The organism is Kribbella sp. CCNWLW201 (genome assembly GCF_037203805.1).
Classification (GTDB): Bacteria; Actinomycetota; Actinomycetes; order Propionibacteriales; family Kribbellaceae; genus Kribbella.
Map to the genome: position 1 here is coordinate 197,435 of NZ_JBBCBQ010000011.1, position 18,775 is coordinate 216,209.

General features: G+C 69.3%; 16 protein-coding genes. 7 read left to right on the forward strand and 9 right to left on the reverse strand.

Annotation, left to right across the window (positions count from 1 at the left end; genetic code table 11):
- Positions 1-3 precede the first annotated feature (3 nt).
- A complete protein-coding gene (locus V9K99_RS35330) occupies positions 4-729 on the reverse strand; it encodes a DsbA family oxidoreductase (protein WP_337011905.1) in 726 nt (241 codons plus the stop codon).
- A gap of 84 nt (positions 730-813) precedes the next feature.
- On the opposite strand from V9K99_RS35330, the gene V9K99_RS35335 reads away from it, so the two are divergent.
- Positions 814-1,638: an aminoglycoside phosphotransferase family protein gene (locus V9K99_RS35335; protein WP_337011907.1), complete on the forward strand. Its 825-nt coding sequence runs from the start codon at positions 814-816 to the stop codon at positions 1,636-1,638.
- Between the two features lie 27 nt (positions 1,639-1,665).
- Here V9K99_RS35335 and V9K99_RS35340 read toward each other — a convergent pair whose 3' ends face one another.
- Positions 1,666-2,247 (reverse strand): TetR/AcrR family transcriptional regulator, encoded by a 582-nt coding sequence (locus tag V9K99_RS35340; RefSeq protein ID WP_337011909.1) that lies wholly within the window; start codon positions 2,245-2,247, stop codon positions 1,666-1,668.
- A gap of 247 nt (positions 2,248-2,494) precedes the next feature.
- Between V9K99_RS35340 and V9K99_RS35345 the strand changes: the two genes are divergently transcribed.
- Entirely contained in the window at positions 2,495-3,193 is a 699-nt protein-coding gene (locus V9K99_RS35345; RefSeq protein WP_337011911.1) for a GAF and ANTAR domain-containing protein, read from the forward strand.
- A 12-nt stretch (positions 3,194-3,205) separates the two neighbouring features.
- On the opposite strand, the gene V9K99_RS35350 is transcribed toward V9K99_RS35345, so the two are convergent.
- The 6 genes from V9K99_RS35350 to V9K99_RS35375 all read right to left on the reverse strand — a co-directional run bounded on the left by V9K99_RS35350 (position 3,206) and on the right by V9K99_RS35375 (position 12,412).
- Positions 3,206-3,919: an alpha/beta fold hydrolase gene (locus V9K99_RS35350; protein WP_337011912.1), complete on the reverse strand. Its 714-nt coding sequence runs from the start codon at positions 3,917-3,919 to the stop codon at positions 3,206-3,208.
- Positions 3,920-4,046: 127 nt separating this feature from the next.
- Entirely contained in the window at positions 4,047-6,635 is a 2,589-nt protein-coding gene (locus V9K99_RS35355) for an ATP-binding protein (protein WP_337011914.1), read from the reverse strand.
- A gap of 55 nt (positions 6,636-6,690) precedes the next feature.
- The gene (locus V9K99_RS35360; RefSeq protein WP_337011916.1) at positions 6,691-7,953 is read right to left on the reverse strand and encodes an ArgE/DapE family deacylase; all 1,263 of its coding nucleotides are present in this window, start codon (positions 7,951-7,953) and stop codon (positions 6,691-6,693) included.
- Between the two features lie 155 nt (positions 7,954-8,108).
- Complete coding sequence (gene aspS, locus V9K99_RS35365; RefSeq protein WP_337011918.1) at positions 8,109-9,398, reverse strand: aspartate--tRNA(Asn) ligase; 1,290 nt, start codon at positions 9,396-9,398, stop codon at positions 8,109-8,111.
- Between the two features lie 226 nt (positions 9,399-9,624).
- Positions 9,625-10,071 carry a hypothetical protein gene (locus V9K99_RS35370; RefSeq protein WP_337011920.1) on the reverse strand — a complete coding sequence of 149 codons (447 nt, stop codon included), beginning with the start codon at positions 10,069-10,071 and terminating at the stop codon, positions 9,625-9,627.
- 103 nt (positions 10,072-10,174) lie between these two features.
- Positions 10,175-12,412, reverse strand: a complete 2,238-nt coding sequence (locus tag V9K99_RS35375; RefSeq protein WP_337011922.1) for a sigma-70 family RNA polymerase sigma factor — start codon at positions 12,410-12,412, stop codon at positions 10,175-10,177.
- Between the two features lie 273 nt (positions 12,413-12,685).
- Between V9K99_RS35375 and V9K99_RS35380 the strand changes: the two genes are divergently transcribed.
- The 5 genes from V9K99_RS35380 (at position 12,686) to rsrA (ending at position 16,136) form a co-directional block, all read left to right on the forward strand.
- Positions 12,686-13,501 (forward strand): hypothetical protein, encoded by an 816-nt coding sequence (locus V9K99_RS35380; protein WP_337011924.1) that lies wholly within the window; start codon positions 12,686-12,688, stop codon positions 13,499-13,501.
- A 130-nt stretch (positions 13,502-13,631) separates the two neighbouring features.
- A complete protein-coding gene (locus V9K99_RS35385; RefSeq protein ID WP_337011926.1) occupies positions 13,632-14,432 on the forward strand; it encodes an SOS response-associated peptidase in 801 nt (266 codons plus the stop codon).
- Between the two features lie 52 nt (positions 14,433-14,484).
- Positions 14,485-15,117: an alpha/beta hydrolase family protein gene (locus tag V9K99_RS35390; protein ID WP_337011928.1), complete on the forward strand. Its 633-nt coding sequence runs from the start codon at positions 14,485-14,487 to the stop codon at positions 15,115-15,117.
- A gap of 129 nt (positions 15,118-15,246) precedes the next feature.
- Positions 15,247-15,861: a sigma-70 family RNA polymerase sigma factor gene (locus V9K99_RS35395; protein ID WP_132207908.1), complete on the forward strand. Its 615-nt coding sequence runs from the start codon at positions 15,247-15,249 to the stop codon at positions 15,859-15,861.
- Positions 15,858-16,136 carry a mycothiol system anti-sigma-R factor gene (gene rsrA / locus V9K99_RS35400; protein WP_337011930.1) on the forward strand — a complete coding sequence of 93 codons (279 nt, stop codon included), beginning with the start codon at positions 15,858-15,860 and terminating at the stop codon, positions 16,134-16,136. The genes V9K99_RS35395 and rsrA overlap by 4 nt, the downstream gene beginning before the upstream one ends.
- A gap of 13 nt (positions 16,137-16,149) precedes the next feature.
- Here the strand turns inward: rsrA and V9K99_RS35405 are convergent, their stop codons facing one another.
- Positions 16,150-18,591, reverse strand: coding sequence for a helix-turn-helix domain-containing protein (locus V9K99_RS35405; protein ID WP_337011932.1), 2,442 nt, complete (start codon positions 18,589-18,591; stop codon positions 16,150-16,152).
- Positions 18,592-18,775 lie beyond the last annotated feature (184 nt).

Sequence of the window (18,775 nt, forward strand, 5' to 3'; positions counted from 1 at the left end):
CTGTCAGATGGCGCACCCATCCGGGCCGCAGGCGGCGTCGTCGGTCGTGCCGGGGCTGGTGATCAGGGTGACCGGCTTGCGGTCGGCGTTCGCCCGGCGGAGGGCCTCGCGGAACACCTCGACCGGCTGTGCACCGCTCACGCCGTACTTCTCGTCGATGACGAAGAACGGCACCCCGTTCGCGCCGTACGCCAGCGCCTGGGCCTGGTCGGCGGCTACTTCTTCGGCGTACGTCGTACCCGCGAGAACGTCGGCGACACGGTCTTCCGGCAGGCCGGTCTCCTCGGCCAGGCTCGCGAGGGTCGCGTGGTCGCCGACCGGGAGGCCGTCGGTGAAGTAGGCCTTCAGCAGGCGCTCCTTGAGGCGGTCCTGGGTGTTGGCGGGGACCTGGCCGGCGTCGACCAGTTCGCGGGCGAGGTGCAGCAGGCGGTGCGCGTCGACGGTGTTGGCGGACTTGGCCTGGTCGAGGTGGTACTCGAGCCCGAGCTCGGCGGCGATCTCGGTCACGTGCGCGTTGGCCTGCACGCCCCACTCGCGGCCGCGACCGTACTTCTCACCCAGCCGGGTCGGCAGGTCCCGGGGGTCGTCGTTGGTCGACGACGGGTCGAGCTGGAAGCTGTGCCAGACGATCTCGGCCTGGTCGCCGTTCTCCGCCAGTGCCTGCTCGAGGCGGCGCTTGCCGATGTAGCACCACGGACACACCACGTCGGACCACACATCAATACGCATGCTCGCGGCAACCTCGGTTGTGCCGGACCTATTCCCAACCAGCCGCCGGTGTGACGCGTCTGACGCCGCATGGACGATCAACTGGTGCGCGGACTCTTGCAGGAGCAACACCCAGACCTGGCGGACCTGGAGCTCCGCAAGGTGGTCGGAGGCTGGGACAACGCGATGTGGCGGCTCGGCGACGAGTTGGCGGTGCGGTTGCCGCGGACGGAGCGCGGACCGGAGCTCCTGCGGAAGGAGTACCGCTGGCTGCCGGAGCTCGCGCCGCGCCTGCCGTTGCCGGCGCCGGTACCGCAGCGGCTCGGCGAGCCGACCGAACGCTTCCCGCGCACCTGGCTCGTCACCACCTGGGTCGACGGCGAACCGGCCGACCGTACGCCGATCAGAGCCGAGGAGGCCGCGGACACGTTGGCCGGCTTCTTGCGGGCGCTGCACGTGGAGGCGCCTGCCGATGCTCCGCTCAGTCCGGGTCGGGGTGTTCCGCTGAAGAGTCTGCAAGTCGACGAGGCCGGCATCGAGGATGTTGCCCTGCGCAAGATCTGGGCCGAGGCGGTCGCGGCACCGGACTGGGCCGGGCCGCCGGTGTGGCTTCACACTGACCTGCATCCCGCGAACGTCGTCGTCGCGGACGGCACGCTCACCGGGGTGATCGACTTCGGCGACCTGGGTGTGGGCGATCCCGCCGTCGACCTGGCCGCCGCCTGGATCCTGCTTCCCGACGGCACGGCCGACCGTTTCTTCAAGGCCTACGAGGTGGCGGACGACGCGACGATCACCCGCGCCCGCGGCCTGGCGGTCGTCAAGGCACTCGCCCTCATCTCGGTCGGCGACGCCGGCGACAAGGGCCTGCCCGGCGGAAAGCCGACCTGGGGCCCCGCCGGTCGCCGCACCCTGGAGCGGCTCCGCTGAGCAACGCCGGCCGACCAGCGCCGCGGTTCAGCGGTGCCGGTCGATCAAGCCGGCCGCCATGGCCTGTGCGCGGCGGGCCGCGTTGGTGTCGCCTTCGACGGCGGACACGATGGATCCCTTCATGAGGATGTGCCAGGAGCGGGCAAACTCCTCGGGCTCGCGCAGGCCGGCTTCGGCGGCCAGTTGGGCGATCATCGTGCGGATGTTCTTCAAGTGGCGGATGCTGGCCTCGCCGAGGACGTGCGTCGCACGCATCTCCAGCAGCACGTTGACGAAGGTGCAGGCGTCGAACCCGTCGCTGTGGAACCACTCGTCGAACACATCGAAGACCGCCAGGAGCTTCTGTTCCGGTGTATAGCCACGCCGTCGCGCTTCGGCTTCGACCAGGCCGAGGGTCCAGACCTGTTCGCGGTGCTCGAGAACGGCCAGGACGAGGTCGTTCTTCGACGGGAAGTGACGATAGAGCGTTGCTTTGGCGATGCCCGCCTTGGCGATGACCTCTTCGACTCCGACGTCGCGTACACCGCGGGTCGCTATCAGCTGGTAGGCGGTGTCCAGGATGCGTTGCCGTGGTGACGCCGTGCGCTCCGCTATCCCATTGACTGCCATGCTGCGCACCCTACGCCCTGGACTTCGGCTCGGACAGGAGGTAGAAAGAGCTGTCTTCCTATCTGCTTTCCGAGTGGATGGCAGTCGGAGCCTCCCGGCCTCGTCTGACCCGGTACAGCACGTCACCAACGGTGGGTGTGCCGGACGAGCATCAGCGGGATGGAGCCCCGGTTCCGACTTGGAGAAGCCAATGAACTTCCCCGAAGCCGTCCCCGGAGATCCATCGGCGAATCCCGGGGCAGAGCCGATGATCAGCGTGCCCCCGGCCGCCAGGTCGGTGTTCGTGCCCGACGAAGACCGGTTGGAGAACCTGGTCGTCCAGCTGTACGAGGCCTCGGACACCCAAGAGACCGTCGATCGCTTCCTGTCCTTCGCCGTCGAGTTCCTGGAATGCGACCACGCGACCGTCGCGCTGAAGCGCCGTACCGGCATCGCACCGGCCGCGGCGACCGACCACGCGTCCCGCGCCGCACTGACCGCTCAGCTCGAGGTCGGTGAGGGCCCCTGCCTTACGGCGATCTCGACCGGCTTGAGCGTTCTCGTCCCGGACACCGCCGCTGAGACCCGCTGGCCACGGTGGAGTCGCGAAGTCACGCCTCGGGGCCGCTCGGTCTTCAGCATCCCCCTCAACGCGGGCGGCTCCACCCTGGGCGCCTTGAACCTGACCGGTGACCAACCGCACACCTTCGACGCCGCCGACATCAGAGCGCCTCGCCTCGCCACCTACGGCGCCGTGGCGATCGCCTCGGCCCAACAGCACGATTCGCTGCTCGAGGCGGTGGAGTCCGGCAAACGGATCGGCCAGGCCGTCGGCATCCTCAGAGAACGGTTCAGCATCGATGACGTCCGCGCCTTCGAGATCTTGAGGCGCTACTCCCAGGACAACAACACCAAACTGCGCGACGTCGCCGAGCATGTGCTCGACACCGGCCAGCTCCCCGGCTGAGCTGTCACCGTCTTATCGAGTTGCCTCGACGGCGGTGGCGATGAGGTCGGCGACGGCCTTTGGCTGGGACACCGCGACGGCGTGGGAGGCGTTGACCTCGATCGTGGTGGCGTTGGCGCGGGCCGCCATCGTGCGCTGGCCGTCGGGGTGGATCGCCTGGTCGCCGGTGGCCACCAACGCGTGAACCGGCAGGCTCTTCCAGCTCGCCGGGCCGGACTTCTCCTCGAAGGCCGCGGCCGCGATCGGGCGCTGGAACCGGCCCAGCAGCTCCGCGGTCGGTACGTCGGCCGCGAACAGTGCCGGGAACTTGTCCAGCGCGATGCTCAGGAACGTCTCCGCACCGCCGTCATCGGTCGGCAGCTGGTGCGGGACGAGACCGGAGGCGAAGTCGTTGGCGGGGAAGCTGCCGAGCAGATCCTGCAGGCTCTCACCCTCGTCCGGGGCGAACGCGGCGACGTAGACGAGGCCGGCCACGTTGTCGGCCTGGTTCGCGGCGTTGGTGATCACGGCGCCGCCGTACGAGTGCCCGACCAGGACGACCGGGCCGTCGATCTCGCGGACCTGGGCGGCGACCCGGCTGCCGTCGATGCCGGCGCCGCGCAGCTCGTTCGCCACCGCCAGGGCGGGAATGCCGCGGTTGGTCAGCTCCTCGATCACGCCGGACCAGCTCGAACCGTCCGCGAACGCACCATGCACCAGGACGACGGTCGGGGTCTTGTCAGTCATTGTTCTCGATCTCCTTCGGTTGACGTTGCAAGAAGGAAACCGCGTGCGGCCGGTCCGGCGGATCGACTGAACAGCTGAACTTGCCGGCCTCGGATCGCGCCGTTGCCGGCCTGGGTGCACCCAAAACTCATGCGTTCGGGGGAGGACTGAACCTTTCCAGCACCAGGCGGGTCAGCTGGACCCGCGAGTTGACGCCGAGTTTGCCGAAGGCGGAGCGGAGGTGGGTGCCGACGGTGCTGGCGGAGAGGACGAGCTCCTCGGCGGCCGAGCGGTTGGTGTGGCCCTCTGCGACGAGCAGCGCGACCCGGCGCTCCATCGGGGTGAGCGCCTCCCAGCCCTCCTCGGCACGGGGTGCCACAGCGGCCCAGCGACGTCGCCGTACCCCGGCTGCCTGGAGCACGGCCTGGATCCGGCTGGCGGGCGCGGTGGCGCCGAGCGTGGTCAAGGTGTCGAGGGCGTGCTCCAGCGTCGCGATGCCGGTCGCCCGGTCGCCGATCTCGAGTTCGGCCCGGCCGTAGCGTTCCTCGGCTCGTGCCAGGAGCACTGGTCGGTGGGCCTCGCGCAACAGCTCTGTCGCTGCCGCCAGCCTCTTCAGGTCGTTGCCAGCGGCCACCAACTCGGCAGCTCCCCGGAAGGCTGTCGAGGCAGTTGCCGCGGCCTGGGCGGCCAGCTGGTCCTTGGCGTCTGCCTGCACGAGTATGTCGGTCCGTTGGGGGAAGTCGAGTGGTACGTCGTACAACCGGGTGGCGGCCTTGGTGTCGCCGTCGGCGATGGCGAGCAGCGCGTTGATGGTCGGATCGTGCCCCGCGAGTTCCCGGGCCTCGGTGAGGTGGCCGCGTAGCAGAGCGATCAGGGCGAGCACTTGCTGCGCGACTGGTGCGTGTGTGGTGTCGTGGAGGTCGGTCATCCACCGCAGACCGGTCTTGGCGGCGTCTTCCGCGTCTTGCAGGTTGCCTGCTGCCAGTTCGAGCCTTGCCCGGAGTACTGCGAGTTGAGGTGCGGACCACGAGTCGCCGGCGCTCAGCAACTCGCGCACGCGCTCCAACGCCGTCGGAAGCTCGTCAGCCTCCGCACGGCAGTAGAGCTCACCTACCTCGACCAGGGCGTCTGGCAGATCAGTGATTGCCCGCCGCGCCTCGACGTACAGGTCGCGGGCTACCTCGTACCTGCCCTCGGCGCGGGCGCGCTCGGCGGCAGCGACCTGGAGCAGTGCGGTCGCTTCGGGATCGTCCGGTGTGCCTGGAGCTTCTGCGCCTGTCAGGACTCGGTAGGCGGCCAGCCGCTCAGCGAGGTGCGGTGCTGCGTTGTCGACGGTGAGCTCTTGGACATCCAGTCGGCCGGTTGCCCACTGCTGTGGGGCCAACAGCAGTCGGAGTGACGCCCGGAGGTCAGGTGTGATGGGACCGCGGTAGAGCGCCGTACCGCTGAGCAGGTCGTCGGCGAAGGCCTTTGCACGGTCGTACTGGCGGGCGGCGAGTAGGACACTGACCACGTCGTCACCGACCTCGGCCCGGAGTGGATCGTCGACCAGGGTCAGGTCGAATGCCTGCTGGATAACCTCGGCCGCGGTCGTCGACATCGTTGCGAGGAGGTCCCAGGCCGCCTCACGCAAGGTGTGTACTGCGGCCGCGTCGCCGGGCTGTGCGACCGCCACCACATGTGGAGCCGCTGCGGCCGGTCCACGTCCGGCCGAGATGAGCTGCTCGGCGATGGCGCCATGGAGTGCGCGCTGAGCAGACGGCGGTACGTCGGCCAGCGTTGCGGACCGCAGTAGCTCGTGGCGGAACCGCAGTACCGAACCGGAGTCGGTCAGCAGCCCGGCCTGGATCACCTCGTCCAACGGCACGGCCAACTTGGCGACCGGCTCAGCCATGAGTACGGCGACGTCCTCCAGCCGGAACTCGCTGCCGAACACCGCAGCCGTCCGCACCAGGGTGCGGCCGAGCTCACTCAGTCCGCTGGTACGACGCCGTACGCCCTCGACCAGGCCGGTGGGCAGCGGACCGGTCGAGTCTGCGGGGTTGTCGAGGTAGAGGCCGGCGATGAGTTGCTCGGCGAGGAACGGGATGCCTTGTACACCAGCCAGCTGCACGGCGAGGGCAGGGTCGACTGGGCCGTTCAAGAGGTCTGCGGCGATGTCCTGGATGGCGTCCGGGGCGAGTGGGGTCAGGGCAATCGAGTGCACCGGGACCTGTGGGCCGACTGCCTCAGTCAGCTGGTCGGTCATGCCGCCGGGGGTCGGTCGGGTCGCCAGGAGCCAGAGGAGCTTCGTGGTGGAGAGACGGGCGATGACCACGCGCAGTACGAAGGCTGTGAGGGGGTCGGACCACTGGGCGTCGTCCAGCACGATCAGTGCGGACGTGCCCTCGAGGCGGCGGCCGATGAGGTCGGCCAGGCGCTCGGCCAGCCAGAGTGGTTGGGTGTTGAGGCTTCCGAGCTCCAGGAACTGGGCTGTGTCGATGAGAGCGTGCTGGCCGGCTCTGAGGGCTGGTGCGAGGGAGGCGAGTGGGCTGATGTTGTCGGTCTGGTGTGCTGCTGCGCTGGCCACCAGGAAGCCACGCCGCTCAGCTTGCTCGACAGCTGCCGCCAGCAGAGCGGACTTGCCGATGCCGGGCTCGCCTGTGACGACAGCCAGAGATGCTGTCCCGCCCTCAGCTGCCCGCAGTGCGTCCAGGAGCCGGCCGAGCTCCTCCGCACGCCCCCGCAACGGCTTCATGGGGGATTTCTATCACCTGCTCGGCCGGGCCAAGGGAGCTGCAAAGACGAGAGGGCTAGCCGCAGCGGCGTAGGGCTAGGAGGGCGTAGGCGCGGGCTGTGTGGAGGACCTCCGAGAGACGGACATGCTCGTCGGTGGCGTGGGCGTAGCGGACGTCGCCTGGGCCGTACTGGAGTGTGGGGATGCCGGCAGCGGCGTACTGGCGGAGGTCCGAGCCGTACGGTGCGCCTTTGACCTTCGGAGTTGGGCCTCCGGCGTCAGTGGCGGCCTGGAGGGTGTCGGCGAGGAGTGGGTGGTCGTCGGGGAGGAGACCGGACGCGAAGGCGCCGCCGGGCCAGGTGACCTTGACCGGGTGGTCGCGGAGCCAGTCGTCCTTGGCGCAGGCTTCGGCGACCGCGGACTCCAAGGCGGTCCGGGCGTCGGCCAGGGACTCACCGAGGCGTACGCCGTACCTGCCCTCCGCAACGAGTACGTCGGGGACGGTGCTGGCCCAGTCGCCGGAGTGGATCGTGCCGACGGACAGTGGGTTCGCCAGGTCGAGGTGGGCGAGGAGTGGGTGTGGATCACGGTTGCGCTCGGTCTCCAGGGCCTGCAACGCGGCCTGGATCACGACGAACTTCTCGATCGCGCTGACCCCGCGGGTCCGGGTCGAGCCGTGCGTCGCGAGTCCGGGCACCTCCAGCCGGAAGGTCAGCGACCCGGCGTTGGCCGGTATGACACAGCCCGCGGTCGGTTCGGCGATCAGGCACGCCTCGCCGGTGTGACCGCGGCGCAGGGTCGCGAACGTACCGACGCCGCCGTCCTCCTCGCCGATCACGGTGTGCACGGCCAGCGACCTGCGCAAGCTGATGCCAGAGGCAACGATCGCCGCGACCGCGCCGAGGATCGCCGCGACACCGCCCTTCATGTCGCAGGTCCCGCGGCCCCACATGATCCCGTCCTCGACCCGCGCCGAGAACGGATTCCCGTCCGGCCACACTCCCGCCGGCACCACGTCCACATGCCCGTTGAGAATCAGCCCCGGCGTCCCGTCCCCGCCGAGGACGCCGACACACCCCCACGCCTCGTCGCGCGCCACTTCCATCCCGGGGAACGTCGTGTCGGCGCTCACCGTAGGAATGTCGATCCGCCAATTGTCGACAATCAAACCGAGCCCCGACAGCCGGTCCGCACACCATGCCTGGACGTCGCCCTCGGCGGCTGTCCCGTCAACACTGGGGATCCGCACGAGCTCCCGCAGATCGTCGACAATCCGATCATCGTCAATCGCCGCGAGCACCCGCCGCTCGACCTCACTCACCATGAGCTCATCATGCATCGAGCCACCCGAGCATCCGCCGCGCGGCGCCGTACCTGGCCGCACCGTACCCGGCCGCGTCGGGCCCGGCGGACGAGTTCGCCCGCCGGACCCGCGGCTGAATCCGGTGCTCTTGGCAACGCTCAGGTCTGCGACGGCCTAACTGGTGGTGTCCACTAGGGCGTGAGCCGGTGCAGGTCGCGGGGGAACAGGGTGACCTCGCGGACGTTCTCCGCGCCGGTCAGCCGCGCCACGAACCGCTCGAGCCCGATCGCGAACCCGCCGTGCGGCGGCATCCCGTGCCTGAACGCCTGCAGATACGAGCTGTACGCCGGTGCTTCCGCCGACTCACCCCGCGCCGCCAACGCCGCCACGTAGTCGCTGTAGCGGTGCAGTCGCTGGCCGCCCGTCACCAGTTCGACGCCCCTGAACAGCAGGTCGAACGAGTTGGACCAGCGCGGGTCCGACGGCTGCGGATGCGTGTAGAACGGCCGCTTCACCATCGGATAGCCCTCGACCGCGACGAAGTCACTGCCATGCTCGCGCAGCGCCCAGGCACCAACAGCGCGCTCGTCGGCCGGCGAAAGGTCCGGCTCGTCCGGGTCCGCCCCGGCGATCTTCAGCGCCTCGCTGAAATGCAGCACCGGCACGTCGACCGGGATCTCGGGCACCTCCACCCCGAGCCGCTCCAACGCACTGCCGGCCCGCTCACCCACCGCGGCCAGCATTCCGGCAATGGTCGACCGCAGTACGGCGAGAACGTCGCGATGGTCCTGGATGAACCCGAACTCGGCGTCCAGCGACACGTACTCGGCCAGATGCCGGACCGTGTCGTGCGGCTCGGCGCGGAACACCGGGCCGACCTCGAAGACCCGCTCGAACACTCCGACCATCGTCTGCTTGTAGAACTGCGGCGACTGAGCCAGGTACGCCGGGCCACCGAAGTAGTCCAGCGCGAACACGTTGGCTCCGGACTCGGTCGCCGTACCGACGATCTTCGGCGTCTGGATCTCGGTGAAACCCTGGCCGTCCAGCGCCGTGCGGAACCCGTGCAGCGCCGCCGCGGCGATCTCCCAGCCGGCCCGGACCGCCGGATGCCGCAGGGCGACCGGCGCGTTGTCCAGTACGACGGGCAGTCCCGCGCCGACCGTGGGACGCCAGAGCTCGATCGGCGGCGTCTGGGCCGGCTCGGTCAGCGGCTCGATCACCGGGTCGACGATCTCCGCGCCACCCGGCGCCTGCGGGTTGGCGGCGACCGTACCGGTCACCTGGACGACGGTCTCTTCACCGAGTTCGTCCAGTAATGCTTGGGTTTCCGACGCCTTCACGACGATCTGGCTCAGGCCGGACCGGTCGCGCAGGATCAGGAAACTGACGGCGGCGAGCCGTCGTCTTCGGTGCACCCAGCCGGCCACCGTGACGGTTTGGCCTACTGCTGAGGGGATCTCATGGCTGAGAATGCGCATCGCTGTTTTCACCTCCAGGTCGTGTCTCGTACCCCGGAGGTGTGGGCGAAGGGGATCTCGCGGTGCCACCACACCTTCACCGGATCCGACGGACCCGGCCTCTTGCCGTGCATTTCGCTCAGGAGTGTCTTCGCCACCGCTCCATGTATCGCCTCACAGCAACCGGCGACTCTCTCGAACATGGCGTACGGCGCTACTCGGTTCCGTCAGCGCGAACACGATCAGCCTACGGCCGGCGACCGGCCTCCGGCAAAACCATTTCCGCTGAGCTCTGCCGGTACCACGCGTTGGACGACGGCAACCAGAACAGGAGAACTGACATCGCCATGAGGATCGGCCCGAGCGAACCGAGGAGCACCTCGACGCCGCTCGCGTCGTGCCGCAGCACCAAGGGGAGGCTGAGGAAGGCAGCGATCGCCAGGAGGATGGTGGCGATCACCCGAGCCCAGTTCCTGCCCCGGTACGCCTTGGCTGAGATCCAGATCAGCAGGCCGCCCCAGGCGAGGGCGGGGAAGCCGACGGTGACAAGGCTGAGGACCACGAAGACGCGGGCTGCGTCAACCGTGCTGATCACCGGTCCCGTCCAGCCGCGGAGAAAATCAGGACTGACGAGAAGCACGCCGGCGAGGAACACGAGGAGCAGACCGCCGACGACGATCACGCCGCCGATCATGATGGCGGTGAACGAGCCGCGGCGACAGTGTGGGGTCGCTTCAACCAGGAGTCGAGAACCGGAGAGGGCTGCACCGTCGGAGACGGTAGCGAGACAGAGGGTCTTAGCGCCGTGTCGTGGAGGGCGGGATCTGGGCGGTGTCGGTGTCCTGGCGGCCGCCGACCTGGGCGTGGACGGTGATCTGGTTGGCGGTGCCGGTGCCGGGGAGCCACGCGGACCACTCGGAGTTGAACGGCGTGCGGTAGTCGTCGGTCCAGCAGGTCGCGCGCCGGACGTCGGTCGACCGTGAGCAGGTCCAGCCCTTGTCGAGCGCGGACAGGAACAACAGGTTGCGTCCCCACGAGATGTCCAGGGTGACCCGGCGGTTCGCGACGCCGTTCACCTTCAGGAACCGGTTGTAGACGAACGGGTTCGGGTCGGTCTGCGGCGTCGGCGTGATGATCTGCAGCAGCGATTCGTCCAGCTGGATCCCCGGCAGCACCTCGGAGTCCGTGTCGCTCACCAGCCCGGCCTGCGCGGCCACGGTGAATGTCCTGGCAGTCGCCGATCCACCCGACGGTACGTCGAAGTTCGCCGGCAACGGAGCTGGTTTGGCCGGGGTGAGCGCCGTACAGGTCTGGGTCTTGGCCGAGCACTTCCAGCCGGCCGGGTTCGCCGCGATCGGCCACTCGAGCGAGGCGCCGTACGTGATCTTCAGCGTCACGCTCGGCCGGTCCGTGCCGGGAGCGACGGTCAGGATGCGGTGGTGGACGTCCGGGTCGGGCTTGCCGGCGACGATCTTCAGCAGGTTCTCGTCGACCCGCGGCGGGGCGGTCAGGGTCTCGGAGTCATCGTCGTAGTACCGGCCGGTCTTCGCCGAAGCCGTGAACGTCCGGTCGGCCGCGGATCCGCCAGTGGGGGCGTCGAAGGTGACCGGGAGCGGCTCGGGCGCGGCCGAGTTGTTCGCCGTACAGGTGCCGGTCGCCGGGGTGCAGGTCCAGCCGCGCGGGTTGCCGCTCAGCGGCCACTTGAGCGCCTTGCCGAACTTGAGGCCGACGACCACGGGCTTCTCGTTCGCCGCCGGGGCCTTGATCGTCATGACGAACCGCACGCCCTCGGCCGCGGTCCCCTCAGCACGGGTGGCGGGCCCACCGCCGCCCGCCGGCATGCTGATGGTCAGCAGGCCCTCGTCCAGGATCGGCGTCGTCGGCTCCGGTGGTGTGGGCGTGGTGGTCGTCGTCGCCGGTGGCGTCGGGGTTGGCGCGGTCGTTGCCGGAGGCTCAGAAGGTTCGGTCGTCGGTGCGGTGGTCGGAGCCGTGGTCGGCTTCGCGGACGGCGGTTTGACCGTCGGCGGCTTCACCGGCGGGACCGTCGGCGGATTGCCCGGCGGCTGGGTCGGCTGTTGCGCCGGCGGATTGTTGATCGCCGCCGGGGGAGTGTCGTTGCCGGTGAGCGCCATCGCGGCCAGTACGGCGGCGACCGCGACGACCACGACCGCTCCGGCGCCGACCGCCGTACGGGTGCTGTTCTCTGTTGCCTTCTTCCAGCCGGTGACGAAGAAGCCGACCAGGCCGACCTTCGCACCGGAGGCGGCGGCCAGGTAGCCGAGACCCGCGGTGCCCAGCAGGGCCGGGGCGAGCAGGGCCGGCAGCGCGCTGTTGACCTCGACGAGCTCGAGGTAGACCGCGGTGCACTTCACGCAGTCGTCCAGGTGCTCGCGGACGTTGCGGTTCTCCCGCTTGGTCAGGCCGCCGCGGACGTACGCGCCGAGGCGCTCGGTGGTCCAGCGGCAGCGGTCACCGGCGACGTCGGCCAGGTGCTGCTGGAGGTACGCCTGCCGCAGACCCTCGCGGGCGCGGTAGGCGAGAGCGGAGACGCCGTTCGCGGTCAGGCCGAGCAGGGGAGCGATGGCCGCGGGCTTCTCGCCTTCGACCTCGGTGTGCCAGAGCACGGCCTGCCACCGCTCGGGCAGACTCGCGAACGCCTTGGCCGCTGCGCCGCTCTCGAAGCCGGTGACGGTCGGGTCGTCGAAGGTCTCCGGCTCCCGTTCGTACGCCGCGATGTCGTCGGTGGCCTGGACCTTCCGGCCGGACCGGATCCGGTCGACGTGCACGCGCCGTACCGTCGTCAGCAGGTAGGCCCGGAAGGAGATGTCGGGGCCGCCGCCGGAGCGCAGCGCGTCGAGCACCTTGGCGAACGCGTCACTGGCCAGGTCGTCGGCGTCATTGGCGGGGACGAGTTGGCGGGCCATCCGCTCGGCGGCGTGGTGGTGCCGGCCGAACAGTTCGCCGTACGCCTCGAGATCGCCGTTGCGGACGCGCGCGATCAGTTCGGCGTCGCTCGGTCCTTCCGGCGTCTCCATCGGTCTCCCCGCGGGCTCTGTCACGACTGTCCGTGCAACGTTGTCACGGTCCGTCACACCGTTGCCGGGAACAAGGTTCCCACGTGGGACGGCTGTGCGCATCATTCCTGACGCGGAACGGTGCTCCTTTCCTGACGACGACGCCTACGCGGAAGTTACGCGAAAAAAGTTTGGCGAATCCGCGTCATGAACTCTTGCGTGCTCTGTCTCACTCCTGGAACGACGCTTCCGGCCGACCGGTCGGGAGACTGACGGGGCTATTCGAGGAGGGCCATGTCGCTGTTCGCGGACATCCGCAGACGGTTCGACCTGCGTCCGGCCAAGTCCCTGAACCTGGCGGGGTCGCCCGCCCGGACCCGGCCGGAGGCGTCGTCCCCCGATGAGCAACCGTGCGAGTGGAGGGACTCGCACGGCACAGCTGGCACCGACCACAGCGCCTATCTCGCGATCGCCGAGGCGCTCCACGACGGTGCCGATGTCGTGCCTGCGAGTGACGAGGTCGGCCGGCAGTTGGCGGCCGACGGAGTCTCGTTGCTCGAGGCACTTGATGGGCTGAGTGCGTTGTACCGCTCGATCGCCGGGGGCGAGCCGGCTTTCGCCGCGGTACGCGCACTCAGTTCCAGCTGGGCCGAGGCCTCTTTGGTCTATCTCCACTCGCTCTCCTGCGAGGACCCGCTGACCGGGCTGTCCAGCCTGTCGCATCTGCGGTCCCGCCTCGGCGAGCTCTATCGAGAGGCGGAGTTCCGTGGAACTTCCGTACCGCAGACCCACGCACTGGTGGTTGTCGAGCCGCTCACTGCGGCGGGGACGTCGCCGTTCGACCGCGAACTCCGGCTGGTCGACGTGGCGGAGTGCCTGCGGATCGTCTTCTACGGCGGTGACGTACTCGGTCGCGTCGGCTCACACCGCGCGGCGGCGCTCGTCGGCCGCGAGCCGAACCTGCCGGAGCAGGTCGAGACGGTACGAACCCTGATCACCCAGTGGCGGCTGGACACCGACGTACCCCAGCTGGCCCGGATCTGGATCGAAGGACTTCCGACCACCGACGCCATGGCCGGGCGGGTGCTCGACGAACTGGCCAGACCTTAGGACCTGCGTCCGGACGCCTACAGGGGGGCGCCCGGACGCATAGGCCGGCGGCGGATCGACCATCACGGGGTGGGCGATCCGCCGCCGCTTGTCCGTCACAACTGTCGGTGGGGCTGACTAGGCTGGTCGCATGTGCGGTCGATATGCGTCCAGCCGGGACCCTGCCGATCTCGTCGTCGAGTTCGAGATCGAGGCGGGGAATGTGCGCGGGTCCGTGCAGGAGCTGCCGGACAACTACAACGTCGCGCCGACCGACTCCGTGATCGCGGTGGTCGAGCGGAAGAACCGGGAGGTCCCGGACGAGACGGTGCGGAAGCTGACCACGGTCAAGTGGGGGCTGGTGCCGTCGTGGGCCAAGGACACCTCGATCGGCAGCCGGCTGATCAACGCCCGGATGGAGACGGTCGCGGAGAAGCCGGCGTTCAAGAAGGCGTTCGCGACCCGGCGCTGCATCCTTCCGGCCGACGGATACTACGAGTGGTACAAGTCCGAGCAGAAGGTGAACGGCAAGCCGGTCAAGCAGCCGTACTTCATCCACCCGGCCGACGGCGGCGTGCTCGCGATGGCCGGGCTGTACGAGATCTGGCGGGACAAGTCGGTCGAGGACCCGGACCGGGACGAGGCCTGGCTGTGGACCTGCACTGTGTTGACCACGACAGCTACCGATGACCTCGGCCGCATCCACGACCGGATGCCGTTGCTGGTCGAGCGGGAGCGGTACGACGCCTGGCTCGACCCACTGAGCTCCGACCCCGACGACCTCCTCGGCCTGCTGGTGCCGGCCGCGCCCGGCCGGCTGGAGGCGTACGCCGTCTCCAAGGCAGTCAGCTCGGTGAAGAACAACGGCCCCCACCTGATCGATCCGCTCCCACCGGACGGCGTCGACCCCATCGACAAGCCAGACGCCCCGGAGGAAACCACTCTCTTCTGACGCACCGCGCGGACATCGCCGATCCGTTGCCGGGTGATGACAGGATGGGGCGGTGACCGACGAACGGATTGTGGGGACGCCGCACGGGGACGCGCGGATCGTGGCGCATCGGGCCCGGCGGCCGGTGGCGACGCTGGCGCTCGGTCATGGCGCCGGCGGCGGGATCGAGTCGGGTGACCTCGCCGCGCTGGCCGCCCGGCTGCCGAAACAAGACATCAACGTGTTCCTGATCGAGCAGCCCTGGCGCCATGCCGGGCGGAAACTCGCACCCGGGCCGAAGATCCTCGACGAGGCCTGGATCGCGATCATCGGCCAGCTCCGGATCCGCACCCCGCTGGTGATCGGCGGCCGCAGTGCCGGCGCCCGAGTGGCCTGCCGGACCGCGAGCAGCTTGGGTGCTTCCGGCGTACTGGCTCTCGCCTTTCCCCTGCACGCGCCCGGCAAGCCGGAGAAGTCCAGGGTCGACGAGTTGCAGGGCGCTGGGCTGCCGACGCTGGTGGTGCAGGGGGAGCGGGATCCGTTCGGGACCCCCGAGGAATTCCCTCCGCTCACCGAGATGGCCGTCGTACCGGAGGCCGAGCACTCGTTCAAGGTGCCGAAGCGGGCCGAACTGAGCCAGCAGGAGGCGTACGACGTGCTGGTCGAAGCCGTGTTCGAATGGGTCAGCCGCGAAGTGTCCGGATAGTGGTCAGCGGCTGAGACCCCGGTTCTGAGCGGGAATGCCCCCGCGCCCGGGCGTGTTGTGGCAGGCATGATGGCGACGAGAGAGGCTCCGGCGCGGGACACCGGGAAGACCCCGGTATTCTCGATCACGATGCCGACTCCCACCACGACTGAGACACCCGAGCAGCGAACCGCGCGCTTCGAGCGCGAGGCGCTGCCTTTCCTCGACCAGATGTACGCCGCGGCGATGCGGATGACCCGTAATCCGTCAGACGCCGAAGACCTGGTCCAGGACACCTTCGCGAAGGCGTACAGCTCGTTCCACCAGTTCACGCCCGGCACCAACCTGAAGGCGTGGCTGTACCGGATCCTGACGAACACCTTCATCAACGGATACCGCAAGCGGCAGCGCCAGCCGACGCAGTCGCCGACCGAGGAGATCGAGGACTGGCAGCTCACCGCCGCCGAGTCGCACACTCCCGGCGGCCTGAAGTCGGCCGAGGCGGTCGCGCTCGAGCATCTGCCCGACTCCGACGTCAAGGAAGCCCTGCAGGCGATCCCGGAGGACTTCCGGCTGGCCGTCTACCTGGCCGACGTCGAGGGCTTTGCGTACAAGGAGATCGCCGACATCATGGGGACGCCGGTCGGCACCGTGATGTCACGGTTGCACCGTGGCCGCCGCCAGTTGCGTGACCTGCTCGGCGACTACGCGCGCGACCGCGGCCTGATCCCGTCCGACGAGACCGGAACCGAGGAGGAGTCGTGAGCTGCGGCGAGCACCACGACGTCGATTGCAGCGAGATCCTGCAGCGGGCGTACCTGTTCATCGACAACGAACTCCAGGACGCCAGCACCGACGAGATCCGGCAGCACCTGGAAGAGTGTGCCCCCTGCCTGGACGAATACGACCTGGAACGCTGCGTCAAGAAGCTGGTCCACCGCTCCTGCGGCTCCGACCACGCCCCCGACGCGCTCCGGCAGAAAATCCTCCTCCGCCTCACCCAAATCCAGGTCGAAACCCGCATCACCAGCACCGACTGACACGTCCGGTATTTCAGATCGAGTGCGTGGTAAAGGTGTACGTGTAAGGATCGCCGCGCTGCAGCAGAGCGCTTAGATCCTTGGCGTACGTTTCATGGATCGGGGAGACTCCGGTCAGCAAAACCGCGGCCGCGGCGGCATTCGTGACAGCAGTTGAACGATCACCCGCGGCAGCCTTGATCCTGGCCAGTTCGAGCAGCAGACGACCCTCGCGAATCCGGTTGTCGAGGCGCCGGGCCAGCTCGAGTCCGGCCTCGGCGTGCCGCGCGGCGGTTTCGTAATCGCCCTGCGCCGCGAATGCCAGTGCGAGCGTGTGATGACTTTCGGTGTGGCCGATGTCGTTCTGGGACTTCTCGGCCAGGGTCAGGCTTTGCTGCAAACTGACAACGGCGTCGCTGTAGCGGCCGACCAGAAGGTGCGAGAAGCCCGCGTTGATGTGGCGCTTGAACAAAGACCGGGTGTCACCGGCTTTCTCCGCGAGCGCGGCGCCGTGGGCGAAGGCTTCGTCGGCTCGCGCGTGATCGCCGGCCCGGTTGTAGAGCCCGCCGACCGCGGTGTAGGCCACGCCCTCCAGCGTCGTGTCGCCGAGCTGCTGGCTGAGCCGCAGTGATTCGTTGCCGAACTCCAAGGCCTCGCTGACACGGCCGATGTGGCCGAGGACGTACGTCAGGGAGGAGCAGCAGCGGGCCTGACCGACCATGTCGGCCTGCTCGCGAAACATCGCCAGTGCCTTGAACAGATAGCCGACGGCCGACTCCACATCGCCGTTCTCGACCTCGGGGATGGCGCTGTCGTGCTGGAGCCAGGCCGCCATCAACGGCAGGTTCAGCTGCTGGGCGAGCTCGACGGCGCCACGACCCAGCTCGCGCATCTCGGTCCAGCGTCCGCGCGGCTCGTTGTAGCCGAACAACGCGAGGGCGAGCTCGGGGAACAGGGCGGATCCGGCCAGCGTCGAGGCGGACGCCTGAGCGAACCTGTCCATCAGGTTGCGCTGTTCCTCGTCGAACCAGTGCAGCGCGGTGGCCATGTCGGCGAAGGCCGGGATCGGCTTGACCCGGCTGGTCGCGAGCGCCAGTCGCGGACTCGCTTCGTGGGTGACGGCCTGACAGGCCCAGCCGACGCTGGTGTAGAAGCGCAGCACGCGTTCGAGGCCGGCGTCGCGGTCGTCCGGGGTCAGGGCCTCGTCGGCCAGCTCGCGGGCGTAGGCGCGAATGAGGTCGTGGAAGCGATAGCGCTCGGGGGCGACGGCCTCGAGCAGGTTCAGATCGACGAGGCGCTCGAGGACGGCGTCGGCCCGGCGGACGGGAACGTCGAGCAGGTGGGCGGCGACGAGAGTGAGCAGATCGGGGCCGTCGAGGACGCTCAGCATCGGCAGGGCCTGGGCGGCCTCGCGATCGTGGCCGCGATCGCTGGTCTCCAGGAAGCGCACGGAGCTGGCGATGCTGGCCCGTACGCCGGTTTCGTCCGAGCCGAGGCCGTCGAGCCGCCGTCCCTCGTCCTGAAGCAGGTCGACCAGGTGGCTGATCGGCCAGCTCGGCCGGGCCGCCAGCCGGGCACCGATCAGCCGGACCGCCAGGGGCAGCCGGCCGGTCAGCAGCGTAAGGCTCTCAGCGGCTTCCGGCTCGGCCGCGACCCGGTCCGGCCCGATGACTCCGGAGAGCAGTTCGGCGGATTCCGTCTCCGACAACGCGTCGAGACGGATCTGCCGCGCGCCGGCCAAGGCCGCCAGCGAGCCCCGGCTGGTGATGATCGCGGCCGATCCCGGGCTGCCCGGCAGGAGCGGCATGACGTGCGCCACGTCGGTCACGTTGTCCAGCAACAGGAGCACCCGGCGACCGGCCAGTTGGGATCGCAGTAGGCCGGCGGCCTCCTCGACACCTTCGGGGATCAGTTGCGGGTCCAGAGCCAGCGAACGCAGCAACTGCCGCAGGGCGTCGCCGGTGTTCATCGGCTTGCCCGGACCGTACCCCCGCAGGTTGAGATACAGGTGGCCGTCGGGGTAGCTGGCCGCCAGCTTGTGTGCGGCCTGAACGGCCAGCGCGGTCTTTCCTATGCCGCCCATCCCGGTCACCGTGACCAGCCCGACCGCGCCGTTGCGCCCGGAGGGGTCCCGCAGCGCCGACAGGATCGCGTCGATCTGCGCGGCGCGCCCGGTGAAGTCCGGGACGGCCGGCGGCAGCTGCCACGGCATCGGCAGGGAGTCGACCGGGGCCGGAGCCTCCGCACCTGGTACGGCGCTCTGGACCTTGCGGCCCTTGCTCCGCGCAACGGCCTGGAACGCCGCAGCCTCCGCCGGGGTGAGACCGAGGACCGCGGTCAACGCCCGGATCGTGTCGAGGCGGGGACGGCTTCGGGTGCCGCGTTCGAGGACGCTGATCGCCTGCTCGCTCAGGCCGGCCTTGTCGGCGAGGGCGGCCTGCGTCAGGCCGGCACGAGTGCGATACCGACGCAGCAACTCGCTCAGACTCTCCGTGGTCAGCGCATCCCACCTCCCTCACTCCTCGTGTCCCGGCCGGCTACGTTCGGTTCCGGACGTCGGAGCTAACTCTAGGAGGAGCCACCGACTACGCGCTGGCGTTATCCACAACAGCGACTTGACCGGTTTGGCTGGTGTCGGCGGAGTGCCGGAGATCACAACA

Excerpts from the sequence above, each read along its gene's own strand:
- V9K99_RS35330 (WP_337011905.1), bottom strand. The coding sequence starts at position 729 with ATGCGTATTGATGTGTGGTCCGACGTGGTGTGTCCGTGGTGCTACATC.
- V9K99_RS35340 (WP_337011909.1), bottom strand. The coding sequence starts at position 2,247 with ATGGCAGTCAATGGGATAGCGGAGCGCACGGCGTCACCACGGCAACGC.
- V9K99_RS35345 (WP_337011911.1), top strand. The coding sequence starts at position 2,495 with ATGATCAGCGTGCCCCCGGCCGCCAGGTCGGTGTTCGTGCCCGACGAA.
- V9K99_RS35350 (WP_337011912.1), bottom strand. The coding sequence starts at position 3,919 with ATGACTGACAAGACCCCGACCGTCGTCCTGGTGCATGGTGCGTTCGCG.
- V9K99_RS35355 (WP_337011914.1), bottom strand. The coding sequence starts at position 6,635 with ATGAAGCCGTTGCGGGGGCGTGCGGAGGAGCTCGGCCGGCTCCTGGAC.
- V9K99_RS35360 (WP_337011916.1), bottom strand. The coding sequence starts at position 7,953 with ATGCATGATGAGCTCATGGTGAGTGAGGTCGAGCGGCGGGTGCTCGCG.
- aspS (WP_337011918.1), bottom strand. The coding sequence starts at position 9,398 with ATGCGCATTCTCAGCCATGAGATCCCCTCAGCAGTAGGCCAAACCGTC.
- V9K99_RS35370 (WP_337011920.1), bottom strand. The coding sequence starts at position 10,071 with ATGATCGGCGGCGTGATCGTCGTCGGCGGTCTGCTCCTCGTGTTCCTC.
- V9K99_RS35375 (WP_337011922.1), bottom strand. The coding sequence starts at position 12,412 with ATGGAGACGCCGGAAGGACCGAGCGACGCCGAACTGATCGCGCGCGTC.
- V9K99_RS35380 (WP_337011924.1), top strand. The coding sequence starts at position 12,686 with ATGTCGCTGTTCGCGGACATCCGCAGACGGTTCGACCTGCGTCCGGCC.
- V9K99_RS35385 (WP_337011926.1), top strand. The coding sequence starts at position 13,632 with ATGTGCGGTCGATATGCGTCCAGCCGGGACCCTGCCGATCTCGTCGTC.
- V9K99_RS35395 (WP_132207908.1), top strand. The coding sequence starts at position 15,247 with ATGCCGACTCCCACCACGACTGAGACACCCGAGCAGCGAACCGCGCGC.